The 11618-nt window shown below is 67.2% G+C and carries 13 protein-coding genes; 8 read left to right on the top strand and 5 right to left on the bottom strand.

The window, feature by feature from the left end:
* Positions 1-65: 65 nt before the first annotated feature.
* From HNQ66_RS17905 to HNQ66_RS17915, 3 genes are all read left to right on the top strand, one after another.
* Positions 66-413, top strand: a complete 348-nt coding sequence (locus tag HNQ66_RS17905) for a DUF952 domain-containing protein (protein ID WP_184145533.1) — start codon at positions 66-68, stop codon at positions 411-413.
* A complete protein-coding gene (locus tag HNQ66_RS17910) occupies positions 413-1498 on the top strand; it encodes a quinone-dependent dihydroorotate dehydrogenase (protein WP_184145534.1) in 1086 nt (361 codons plus the stop codon). The genes HNQ66_RS17905 and HNQ66_RS17910 overlap by 1 nt, the downstream gene beginning before the upstream one ends.
* 137 nt (positions 1499-1635) lie before the next feature.
* Positions 1636-1935 carry a DUF2934 domain-containing protein gene (locus HNQ66_RS17915; protein ID WP_184145535.1) on the top strand — a complete coding sequence of 100 codons (300 nt, stop codon included), beginning with the start codon at positions 1636-1638 and terminating at the stop codon, positions 1933-1935.
* A gap of 17 nt (positions 1936-1952) precedes the next feature.
* Here HNQ66_RS17915 and HNQ66_RS17920 read toward each other — a convergent pair whose 3' ends face one another.
* Genes HNQ66_RS17920 through HNQ66_RS17930 form a run of 3 tightly spaced genes read right to left on the bottom strand, consistent with a single transcriptional unit; the run spans position 1953 to position 4110 of the window.
* Positions 1953-3314 (bottom strand): MATE family efflux transporter, encoded by a 1362-nt coding sequence (locus HNQ66_RS17920; RefSeq protein ID WP_184145536.1) that lies wholly within the window; start codon positions 3312-3314, stop codon positions 1953-1955.
* A gap of 38 nt (positions 3315-3352) precedes the next feature.
* On the bottom strand, positions 3353-3841 hold the full coding sequence (locus HNQ66_RS17925) for a CAP domain-containing protein (RefSeq protein ID WP_184145537.1): 489 nt from the start codon (positions 3839-3841) through the stop codon (positions 3353-3355).
* A gap of 2 nt (positions 3842-3843) precedes the next feature.
* On the bottom strand, positions 3844-4110 hold the full coding sequence (locus HNQ66_RS17930) for a DUF6460 domain-containing protein (protein ID WP_184145538.1): 267 nt from the start codon (positions 4108-4110) through the stop codon (positions 3844-3846).
* Between the two features lie 147 nt (positions 4111-4257).
* Here HNQ66_RS17930 and HNQ66_RS17935 point away from each other — a divergent pair, with 147 nt between their 5' ends.
* From HNQ66_RS17935 to HNQ66_RS17955, 5 genes are read left to right on the top strand one after another with little or no spacing between them, the layout of a single operon-like run.
* Positions 4258-5199 carry a class I SAM-dependent methyltransferase gene (locus tag HNQ66_RS17935; RefSeq protein WP_184145539.1) on the top strand — a complete coding sequence of 314 codons (942 nt, stop codon included), beginning with the start codon at positions 4258-4260 and terminating at the stop codon, positions 5197-5199.
* Positions 5200-5255: 56 nt separating this feature from the next.
* Entirely contained in the window at positions 5256-5891 is a 636-nt protein-coding gene (locus tag HNQ66_RS17940; protein ID WP_184145540.1) for a DUF6198 family protein, read from the top strand.
* Positions 5892-5942: 51 nt separating this feature from the next.
* Positions 5943-8468, top strand: a complete 2526-nt coding sequence (locus HNQ66_RS17945) for a ligase-associated DNA damage response DEXH box helicase (RefSeq protein WP_184145541.1) — start codon at positions 5943-5945, stop codon at positions 8466-8468.
* Between the two features lie 16 nt (positions 8469-8484).
* Positions 8485-9210, top strand: a complete 726-nt coding sequence (pdeM, locus tag HNQ66_RS17950; protein ID WP_184145542.1) for a ligase-associated DNA damage response endonuclease PdeM — start codon at positions 8485-8487, stop codon at positions 9208-9210.
* A 48-nt stretch (positions 9211-9258) separates the two neighbouring features.
* Complete coding sequence (locus tag HNQ66_RS17955) at positions 9259-9765, top strand: winged helix-turn-helix transcriptional regulator (protein ID WP_184145543.1); 507 nt, start codon at positions 9259-9261, stop codon at positions 9763-9765.
* Here the strand turns inward: HNQ66_RS17955 and HNQ66_RS17960 are convergent, their stop codons facing one another.
* Together HNQ66_RS17960 and HNQ66_RS17965 are read right to left on the bottom strand one after the other, a co-directional pair.
* Positions 9766-10560, bottom strand: coding sequence for a TIGR02186 family protein (locus tag HNQ66_RS17960; protein ID WP_184145544.1), 795 nt, complete (start codon positions 10558-10560; stop codon positions 9766-9768).
* Positions 10557-11483, bottom strand: coding sequence for a TSUP family transporter (locus tag HNQ66_RS17965; protein WP_184145545.1), 927 nt, complete (start codon positions 11481-11483; stop codon positions 10557-10559). Before HNQ66_RS17965 ends, HNQ66_RS17960 begins: the two co-directional genes overlap by 4 nt.
* Between the last annotated feature and the right edge of the window lie 135 nt (positions 11484-11618).

Below are 11618 nucleotides of genomic sequence, written 5' to 3' on the forward strand. Positions count from 1 at the left end.
ACATTCGCCGTTCTTTGCGGCAAGCGCTACCGTTGAAGACGGCAGGCAAGGGAGAAACGGGCGAGATGGCCAAGACAATCTACAAGATCGTTCCGGCAAGTCTGTGGCAAAATGCGAAGGACGCCGGGATTTTCGAGGGCGCGGCCATCGACCTTGCCGACGGCTATATCCATTTCTCCACCGCGCCCCAGGCAAAGGAGACCGCCGCCCGCCATTTCGCCGGCCAGAAGGATCTCCTCCTCGTCGCCGTCGACGGCGATGCGCTCGGCGACAGGCTCGTCTACGAGCCCTCGCGCGGCGGCGATCTCTTCCCGCATCTTTATGCCGCCCTTCAGCTTTCCGCCGTCCTTTGGGAAAAGCCGCTACCGCTTGGAGACGACGGCGCCCACCAGTTTCCGGAGATGCCCAACTGATGTCGCTCCTCTCGACCCTCGGCCGCAAGGGCCTCTTCCTCTTCGATCCCGAGACGGCGCACGGCCTTTCCATCGCCGCGCTGAAGACCGGCCTGGTGCCGGCCTGCCCGGCCAAGGCCGATCCGCGCCTTGCCCAGACCGTCGCGGGCCTCGCCTTCCCCAATCCGCTCGGCATGGCCGCCGGCTACGACAAGAATGCCGAGGTGCCGGAAGCGCTCCTTCGCCTCGGCTTCGGCTTTACGGAAATCGGCACCGTCACGCCGCGCCCGCAGGCCGGCAATCCCAAACCCCGCATCTTCCGCCTTGCCGCGGACGACGCCGTCATCAACCGCCTCGGATTCAACAACGAGGGCCATGCCGCCGCGCTCGAACGGCTGAAGGCCTGCCGGCGCGATGCGCTGATCGGCGTCAACATCGGCGCCAACAAGGACAGCGAGGACCGCATCGCCGACTATGTGGCGGGCATCCGCGCCTTCTACGACGTCGCGCGCTATTTCACCGCCAACATCTCCTCGCCCAACACGCCGGGCCTGCGCGACCTTCAGGCGAAGGAGAGCCTTCACGCGCTGCTTTCCGCCGTGCTTTCCGCCCGCGCCGGGGAGGAGACGCGCAGCGGGCGCAAGGTGCCCGTCTTCCTCAAGATCGCGCCGGACCTCACCGAAGAGGGCCTCGACGACATCGCAGAGGTCGTCCTTTCCCATCCGCTCGACGGGCTCATCGTCTCCAACACGACGCTGTCGCGCGCGGGTCTTTCCGATGCGCGCCTTGCGGGCGAGGCCGGCGGGCTTTCCGGCAGGCCGCTCTTCGAGAAATCGACGGCGGTGCTCGCCAGGATGCGCAAGCGCGTCGGCGAGAGCCTGCCAATCATCGGCGTCGGCGGCGTCTCCTCCGCCGAGACGGCGGCCGAGAAGATCCGCGCCGGGGCCGACCTCGTGCAGCTCTATTCCTGCATGGTCTATGCCGGCCCGAGCCTTCCCGGCGAGATCGTCAGCGGGCTCTCGCGCATTTGTGATCGTGAGCAGATCGCCTCGATTTCCGCGCTTCGCGGCACCCGCACCGCCCATTGGGCGGACCGCCCGCTCTGATCGTCACGAGGGAACCACAGTCCCCTGCCAGCGTTTTCCTTCAAGCGGGTGGAGTGCCGGCAGAAGCCGGTTCGCATCGACGGTAGCCTGCACCGATCCCGCCGAAACGGCCGAAAAGGCCAGGAAGGGACGATACGATGGACGATCACGACGAACGGATCCGCCAAAGGGCCCATGAAATATGGGAGGAAGAAGGCCGTCCGGAAGGTCGCGAATATTCGCACTGGCTGCGCGCCCGGGCGGAAATCCAGGATACGGCCGGCGATGCGCCGGCTGAGGCCGGGCGCGCCAGCAAGGCCGACATTGCCCGCAACGCGCTTCCGCCGGGCACCGTGCCGGAAAATCCGACGGCCGAGAATCCCGACCGCATCGCGCGGTTGAAGCCCGCGCGCCCGAAAAAGCCGCTCGATGCGCGGGATATCGACGCCCAGCTCTGAACGGCCCGGGCCGGGGCCTAGCTCCGGCCCGCCACGGCGAATTGCCGCCCCGCCAGCGCCGGCAGGCGCAGGGCAAGGAAAATCCCCCGGAACGCCAGGAACAGGTTGAGCGCGAGCCAGAGCCCGTGATTGCCGAGGAGCGGCACGAAGAGGCCGATCGCGGCGATATAGCCGACGAAGGCTGCCAGCATCATGTTGCGCATGGCCGCCGACCAGGTCGCGCCGATGAACACCCCGTCCATCTGGAAGGCAAGCGCGCCGGTGATCGCCGTCAGCGCCGCCCAGGGCAGGTATTTCACCGCCTCCGCCCGCACGCTCTCCGTCGTCGTCAGGAAGCCGATGATATTTTCGCCGAAGAGGAGGAAGAGCAGCGTCGTCACGACGCCGAGGCCGAAGGACCAGAGCATGGTGAGCTTGACCGCCCGGTCGAAGGCGGGGCGGAAATTCGCCCCGAAGGCGCGGCCGACCAGCTGCTCGGCGGCATTGGCAATGCCGTCGAGATAATAGCCGGCGACGAGGAAGATGTTCATCAGCACCGCATTGGCCGCCAGCACCAGCGGCCCCATGGACGAGCCGATGCGCGTCATGATGGCGAAGGCGCCGATCAGCACGAAGGTGCGGATCATGATGTCCCGGTTGAGCGAGAACAGCGCCCGCATCCGCTCGCGCGCGAAGATCTCGGCGCGGGACGGGCGTTCCCTCCGGTCGAAGCGCGAGACGATGAGGAGGAGGCCGGTGAGCATGCCCACCGTCTCGCCGGTGAAGGCGGCCCATGCGATGCCGGCGACGCCCCAGCCGAGCCCAAGGCCGAGGACGATCGACAGCACGATGTTGACGCCGTTGATGACCGCCTGCAGGAAGAGCCCCGTCATGCCCTGCCCGCGCCCCAGCACGAAGCCGAGCAGCGCATAGTTGGCGAGCGACAGCGGCGCCGATAGGACGCGGATCGAGAAATAGACCGTCGTCACCTCGGCAACACCGGGCGACGGCGCCATCAGGAAGAGGCCGGCGGCAAGCAGGAACGGCGAGAGCAGCGCGAGCGCAAGGCCCGAACAGAGCGCGATGGCGAGCGAGCGCCAATAGACCGCCTGCTCCTCGCGCCGGTCGCCTCGGCCGAAGGCCTGCGCCACCAGCCCCGTCGTCGAGGCGCGCAGGAAGTTGAAGCTGCCGAGCAGGAGATCGAAGATCACCGCGCCGACGGCCATGCCGGCCAGCGCATCCGCCGAGCCGAGCCGGCCGGCGACCGCCGTGTCGGTCAGGCCGATCAGCGGCGTCGTCAGGAAGCCGAGCGTCATGGGAATGGCGATGGAAAGCACCAGCCGGTGCGTCACCTCGAAGGGGCCGGCGCCCTCGTTTTCCTCTATCGTTGCTGCGCTCATGCTTCCGCCCCTCGCTGCCTTTGCAGCCCCTCTCCCGCTCAGCTCGACAGCACCATCGACCAGTACGGCCGGTTGCCCGTGGCCGGGTTGCGCACCACCGCGACACCGAGCCCGCGATAACTCGACCCGAGCATGTTTTCCAGATGCTTCGGCGAACGATGCCAGGCCTCGAAGGCGTCCGCGGCGCTATCCTGCCCGGCCGCGATATTCTCGGCCGCCGGCAGCGCCACCTCCATGCCCTTCATGCGTTTCAGGAAATTCGCGCCGAAGCCGATATTGTGCTCCATCCTGCCGGCCGCGGCCATGCGGCTCGCCTGGTCCATCGCCGCCCGCTGCGCGGCCCTGTCGAGGGCGAGCGCCGGCAGGCCGTGCTCGGCCCGCAGCCGGTTGATGGCGCCGAGCGTGGCTGCCGTCTCGTCGCTGCCGGTGCCGGCGGACGGGGCGAGCACGCTCGTGGTGGAGCAGCCGGCGGCAAGCGCGGCGAGGGAGGCCGCCGAGGCGGCAAGCAGGTTTCGGCGGGACAGCATGGTCAGCGGCGATAGCTCAGGAGGCGAATGACGATGAAGACGGGAATGACGATGACGGCCCCGAGCAGGAGGTAGTCGCCGAGGCGGCCCAGCGTCTTGAAGCCCGTGTTCCACAGGTCGAGCACGAAATTGCGCACGGCGAAGAGAATGTCCTGCGGATAGAGCCCGAAGATCGACATCAGGAAGCCCACGGTCACCGACAGGATCAGGAGCTTGATGATCACGCGGATCGGCGTGTCGCCGAGGAACCCGTTCACGCCATTCGACATCGGCTGATTCTCCAAAAAGTCTCGTTTCTTCCAGATAAGCGGTCGCCGCCCCCGCGGCAAGCGAACGGCGGCATACGAGAATTCGCTTGCGTTTTGCCGCGGCCCTGCCATGTAGCTCCGCCCAGTTTTCCCGTTTCAAAGCCGCCTATGACGAGCACGCACTTTTCCTCCGGCGATCTCATCGCCGACCGCCGCGCCGACTATGCCCGCATGTTCGCGCAATCGGGCGAGTTCGCCGAGGCGGCCGAGCTCATGGAGCAGGCGCTGGAACAGGTGCCCGGCTGGGCGGCCGGCTGGTTCCGGCTCGCCGAATATGCCGAGAAATCAGGCCGCAAGGAGGCAGCCGCCGCCGCGCTCGAAAAGGTCATGGCGCTCGATCCTACCGACATCTTCGGCGCCAGCCTGAAGCTCGCCGTGCTCGGCGCCGCCGAGGCCCCTGCCGCCCCGCCGACGCCCTATGTCGAACGGCTCTTCGACGACTATGCCGAGCGCTTCGACACCGCCCTCGTCAAGAAGCTGGACTATACCGTTCCGCAGACGCTCGCCCGCCTCGTGCTGAGCCATGCGGGCAAGGATGCGCATTTCGGCCTCGTCTCGGACATCGGCTGCGGCACGGGCCTCTTCGGCGTCGAGATCCGCGCCCATGCCGGCCGGCTCGAAGGCTTCGACCTTTCCGCCGGCATGCTGGCGAAAGCGGAGGAGAAGCAAGTCTACGACCACCTCGCACAGGCCGATCTTTCGCTTGCCGCGGAGGCAAGCGGCCTCTTCACGGAGGCAGGGGAAAAGCGTGCCGACCTCGTCAGCGCCGCCGACGTCCTCATGTATCTCGGCGACCTTGCCGAGGTCTTCCCGAGCGTTGCGCGTCTTGCAAGGCCGGGCGGGCTCTTCGCCTTTTCCGTCGAGGACGGCGGGGCGGGCGACGCACCGGTGCTGCGCCCCTCACTGCGCTATGCCCATCCCGAGGCCTTCATCCGCCGGAAGATGGAAGAAAGCGGCTTCGACCCCGTGGCCATGGAAAAGAGCGTCATCCGGCAGGATGCCGGCCAGCCGGTGCATGGCCTGCTTTTTCTGGCGCGCCGGCAGGGATAGCGCTTGCGCCCGATACGGCGCGCCTTACAACGACATAGGACCTTCGGAGATCAGGCATGGACGGCGAAAAGCGGCGTTTCGGCTTCTGGAACTCAATCCCCACCCGTCATACGCCGCTGGAGGACGTGCAGGGCATCTTCGCCAGCAGCATGATCGCCGCGCTCGGCCTCGCGCTGATGGGCAGCGCCGGTCTGGTGGCGAGCGGCACGGCGGGCGTCGCCTTCGTGCTGCATTACCTCACGGGCGTCAGCTTCGGCCTCTACTACACCGTCGTGAATATCCCGTTCTACATCCTCGCGCTGAAGCGGCTCGGCTGGGCCTTCACGCTGAAGACCATCCTCGCCGTCTCGCTGACCTCGCTCATCACCGAGTTCCAGCCGCATTTCGTGCGCATCGAGAGCATCGACCCGATGTGGACGGCGGTGCTGGCCGGCATCCTGCTCGGCTTCGGCCTGCTCGGCCTCTACCGCCATCGGGCGAGCCTCGGCGGCGTCGGCGTGCTGGCCGTCTACCTGCAGGATCGTTTCGGCATGCGCGCCGGCCTCGTTCAGCTCGCCTTCGACCTCGTGGTGCTGGTGGCGGCCTTTTCCGTCGCCGCGCCCTTCATCGTGCTCTGCTCGGTCGTCGGCGCGCTGGTGCTGAACCTCTTCCTCACCATAAACCACCGCGCCGACCGCTATATCGCCATGTGAATTTTCGTGAGGGCCGCTTCACATTCGGCCGGCCGTCACTAGCTTAGGCGGGTGAGCACCATCGATTCCGCCGCCGGCCCCGCCCTCCTGCCCGCCCCCTTCGCCGACTGGTTCGAGAGCAAGGGGTGGCGGCCGCGCGCCCACCAGATGGAGCTGCTGTCCCGCGCTAGCGCCGGCGAAAGCCTGCTCCTCATCGCTCCCACCGGCGCCGGCAAGACGCTCGCCGGCTTCCTGCCGGCCCTCACGGACCTCACGCGGCGCGGAAAGATCCCGCCCGGCTCGGCCTTCACCGGCGTCCACACGCTCTACATCTCGCCGCTGAAGGCGCTTGCCGTCGATATCGAGCGCAACCTGACGAAGCCCGTCTCGGAGATGGGCCTGCCGATCACCATCGAGACGCGCACCGGCGACACGCCGCAGGCCAAGCGCCAGCGCCAGCGCCTCAACCCGCCGGACATCCTCCTGACGACGCCCGAGCAGGTCGCCCTCCTCATCGCCAACGGCGAGGCCGAGCGCTTCTTCAAGGACCTGAAATACGTGATCTTCGACGAGCTGCATTCGCTCGTCACCTCCAAGCGCGGGCATTTGCTCTCGCTCGGCCTTGCGCGCCTGCGCCGCCTTGCGCCCAGCCTCAGGACCATCGGCCTTTCGGCCACCGTCGCCGAGCCGATGGACCTGCGCCGCTGGCTGGTCGCGCAGTCTCCCGACGGGGAGAGCCACGCCGGCCTCGTCACCGCGCCGGGCGGGGCGAAGCCCGTCATCACCATCCTCAAAAGCGAGGAGCGCGTGCCGTGGTCCGGCCATTCGGCCAAATACGCCATGCCCGAGGTCTACGAGGCGATCAAGGCGCACAGGACGGCGCTCCTCTTCGTCAACACGCGCAGCCAGGCGGAAATCCTCTTCCAGGCGCTCTGGGCCATCAACGAGGACACGCTGCCCATCGCGCTGCACCACGGCTCGCTCGATGTCGGCCAGCGCCGCAAGGTGGAGCAGGCCATGGCGGAGAACCGGCTGCGCGCCGTCGTCGCCACCTCGACGCTCGATCTCGGCATCGACTGGGGCGACGTCGACCTCGTCATCCATGTCGGCGCGCCGAAGGGCGCCTCGCGCCTTGCCCAGCGGATCGGCCGTGCCAACCACCGCATGGACGAGCCGAGCCGTGCCATCCTCGTGCCGGCCAACCGCTTCGAGGTGATGGAGTGCCAGGCCGCGCTCGACGCCAACTATCTCGGCGCGCAGGACACGCCGCCGGTCGGCCACGGCACGCTCGATGTCCTCGCCCAGCATGTTCTCGGCATGGCCTGCGCAGCGCCCTTCGACGAAGACGATCTCTTTGCCGAGATCACCACCGCCTCCCCCTATACCGGGCTGCCGCGGGAGAAATTCGCCCGCATCGTCCAGTTCGTCGCGACCGGCGGCTATGCGCTGAAGACCTACGAGCGCTATGCCCGCATCCGCAAGACCGTAGACGGCCTCTGGCGCGTCTCCAATCCGGGCATCGCCCAGCAATACCGCCTCAACCTCGGCACCATCGTCGAGATGCCGATGCTGAACGTGCGCATGGTGAAACGCGGCGCGAAGGGCGCGGTCGGGCGCGGCGGGGCCTCGCTCGGCAAGGTCGAGGAATATTTCCTCGAAATGCTCTCGCCCGGCGACACCTTCCTCTTCTCCGGCAAGGTGCTGCGCTTCGAGGGTATCCGCGAGAACGAATGCCTCGTCTCCCAGGCCTTCTCGCTCGATCCGAAGGTGCCGGCCTATGCCGGCGGCAAGTTCCCGCTCTCCACCTATCTCGCCGATCAGGTGCGCTCGATGCTGGACGATCCCGCCCGCTGGGGCGAGCTGCCCGACCAGGTGCGCGACTGGCTCGCCCTCCAGCGCGACGTCTCCAGCCTGCCGAAGCGCGACGAGCTCCTGATCGAGACCTTTCCGCGCGGCAGCCGGCATTACATGGTCGCCTACCCCTTCGAGGGGCGGCTTGCGCACCAGACGCTCGGCATGCTGCTCACCCGCCGGCTGGAGCGCGCCGGCCGCCGGCCGCTCGGCTTCGTCGCCACCGACTATTCGCTCGCCATCTGGGCGCTGGACGATCTCGGCTATTCCTTCGCCGTCGAGCGCCCGTCGCTGGAAAACCTCTTCGACGAGGACATGCTGGGCGACGACCTCGAAGCCTGGCTCGACGAGAGCTTCATGCTCAAGCGCGCCTTCCGCAATTGCGCCGTGATTGCCGGCCTTATCGAGCAGCGCCATCCGGGCAAGGAAAAGACCGGGCGGCAGGTCACCGTTTCCGCCGACCTCATCTACGACGTGCTGCGCAGCCACGAGCCGGACCATATCCTCCTCGAAGCCACGCGCGCCGATGCGGCGGCGGGGCTTTTGGATATTCAGCGATTGGGCGATATGCTGGCGCGAATCAAGGGCCATATCACCCATCGGCGGCTCACCCGCATCTCGCCGCTCGCCGTGCCGATCATGCTGGAGATCGGCAGGGAGACGGTGGCGGGCGAGGCGCAGGATTTCCTGCTGGCGGAAGCGGCGGAAGACCTGATCGCCGAAGCGATGGGCGAGGCCGGCATCTAGAGGAACACGAAGGCGCATGCAGAGACTGGCACTCGCATCGATGGAGATCGAGGATTTCGGCACCGTGTCGGCACGCACCGTCGTTGCCGGGGTCGAGGCCATGTGCGATCCGCTCGGCGCGCTTTACCTGCCGGAAACGCGCCTCCTCGTCGTCTCGGACCTTCACCTCGAAAAAGGCGCCGCCTTCGCCCGCCGCGGCATGATGCTCCCGCCCTACGATACGCTCGCCACGCTGAAGGTTCTGGAGGCCGTCATCGCCCGCCACGACCCCGCCATCGTCGTCAGCCTCGGCGACAATTTCCACGACCGCGTCGGCTCCGCCCACCTGCCGGAGATATTCCGCACGAAGATTGCGGACCTGGCGCGCGGGCGCGACTGGATCTGGATCAACGGCAACCACGATCCGGACGGCACCGTGGACCTGCCCGGCCAGTTCGCCGACGAACTGCACTATGCCGGCCTTGCCTTCCGGCACGAGCCGTCGCTTGTCTCCCCCGCCGGCGAGATCGCCGGGCATCTCCACCCCGCCGCTACCGTCATCCGCCGCGAGAAGGCGGTGCGCCGCCCCTGCTTCGCCACCGACGGACGGCGCCTCCTGATGCCCGCCTTCGGCCTCATGAGCGGCGGCCTCGACCTTCGCCACAAGGCGATGACCGGGCTTTTCGAAAAGCAGAACCTCATCGCCCACATGATGGGCCGCGACCGCATCTATTCGGTGCGCTTTTCCAATCTCAGGGGCTGACGGGCCTCAAGACCGCTTGTATCCTGCAAGCAGTTCTGGAGACCCCGCATGAAAGACACCCACCGTTCCGGCTGCCCGATCAACCTGACGCTCGAAGTGCTCGGGGATCGCTGGAGCCTGATCGTGCTGCGCGACATGATGTTCGGCAACCGCCGCCATTTCCGCGAGCTTCTGACGAAATCGGAGGAGGGTATCGCCTCGAACATCCTCGCCGATCGCCTGCGCCGCCTCGTCGACCGGGGTCTCGTCACGAAGGCGGACGATCCGAGCCACAAGCAGAAGGCGCTCTACAGCCTCACCGAGATGGGCATCGCCCTCGTGCCCGTCTTCGCCGCGATGGGCGCCTGGGGCCGCCGCTTCCTGCCGGTGACGGAGGAGCTGTCGATCCGCGCCGAACTGCTCGAAGAGGGCGGGCCGGCCATGTGGGAAGCCTTCATGGAGGAGCTGCGCGCCATCCATATGGGGCAGCCGCAGCCCGCCCGCTCGGTCTTCGGCGAACTGCGCGCGGCCTATGAGGCCACCGTCGCGCGGCGGCGGGCCGAGGCCGCCGGCTGATCAGTCCTTGCGGAAGACGACGCTGGCGAGCCAGCCCGTCAGCACCGCCAGCATCACCGAGAAGGCGCCGTAGGCGAAGGACTGGTTATAGGCGGCGTTGGAGATCATCTGCTCGATGCCGGTCTTCATGACTCGCAGCGGCAGGGCCTTTTCCGCGATGAAGACGCCGTCGCGGAAGAGATGCGCGCGCACGACATGGGTGCCGTTCGGCACGTTGGCCGGCAGCTTCACCGTCGCCTTGAAGAGGCTGGCGCTGATGAACTGCACGCCGCCCGGATCGCGCTGGTAGAAGCCGCCGCTTTCCTTGAGGCGCCGGAAGGCGTCGCGGAATTCGGTAAGGTTGCTGCCGTCGCCGAGATAGCCGACGGGCGACAGCCGGATATGCTGGATGCCGACGCCGACGCCGTTGAGGACGGGCGGCGCGGCGATGGTCTCCACATCCCGCGTGCTCGACAGCGAATAGGATTCCGGCACCAGCTCGAAGGTCATCGAGCGCCGGTTGACCCAGATGCCGAAGATGCGCTCCTTCACGCGCACGGTGTTGTTGTCCTTCGGTCCTTCCAGCGCCACGACGATATCGTACTTGCTCTGGGCGAGCAGGGACGGATCGTAGCCTTCGATGGCGCCGAAGATCGTCAGGTCCGCGCCGCGGAAATCCGAGGAAATGGCGATCTCGTCGGTGGAGATGCCGATCTCGAGCTTTTCGGGAAACTCCGCCGGCTTGTCCTCCTGCGCCCATCCGAGCGCAGGCACGGCAAGGCCGATGACGAGGCAGAGGGCAGCGACCGCTCTCATCGGTAGACCCCCTCGCTGACGATGGAATAGATGTCCTCCGGCGTGACGACGAGGTCGACGGCAAGGCGGGCACCGACGGCCAGCACGAGCAGCGCCAGCAGCGCGCGCAACTGCTCGCCGCGCAGCTTCTGGCCGACGCGCACGCCGTATTGCGCCCCGATGACGCCCGCCACCATCAGGATGAAGGCGAGCACGATGTCGACGGAATAGTTGGTCGTCGCCTGCACGACGGTCGTATAGGCCGTGACGAAGATGATCTGGAACAGCGAGGTGCCGACCACCACGTTGGTCGGGATGCGCAGGAGATAGATCATCGCGGGTACCATGATGAAGCCGCCGCCGACACCCATGATGGAGGTGAGGATGCCGATGCCGAAGCCGAGGCCCACCACGGGGATGACCGAAAGATAGATCTTCGACTTCTTGAAGCGCATCTTCAGCGGCAGCCGGTGCACCCAGTTGTGCTGGCCGGGCCGGCGCAGCGAGACGGGCTGGTTGGCGGCCGCGCGCCGCAGCGCCCTGATGCTTTCGAGCAGCATCAGCGTGCCGACGGTGCCGAGAAGCACCACGTAGAGCAGCGAGATGACGAGGTCGAGCTGGCCGAGGCTGCGCAGGAGCGAGAAGATCCAGATGCCGACCGTCGCCCCCGCAAGGCCGCCGACCAGCAGCACCGTGCCGAGCTTGACGTCCAGCGTGCCGCGACGGAAATGCGAGAGCGCGCCGGAGATCGACGAGGCGACGACCTGGTTGGCGCCGGTGGCCACCGCAACGACCGGGGGGATGTTGTAGAAGATGAGGAGCGGCGTGATGAGGAAGCCGCCGCCGACGCCGAACATGCCGGAAAGGAAACCGACGGCCGCACCCATGCCGAGAATGATGAAGATATTCACCGAAAGCTCTGCAATGGGCAGGTAGACAGTCACAACGATACCCCGATCGGCAAAATTTTCCGCCCTGGCGGGCTTATCCGGCAGTCGCTCTCACCCGTTTTTCCCCGCCGCCGCGGCTGCTTTCCTCGGCGGGTCGCAGATACACGAAAGCGCCCGGTCGCAAGAAGG

It is taken from the genome of Shinella fusca, assembly GCF_014203155.1.
GTDB classification, from domain to species: Bacteria; Pseudomonadota; Alphaproteobacteria; order Rhizobiales; family Rhizobiaceae; genus Shinella; species Shinella fusca.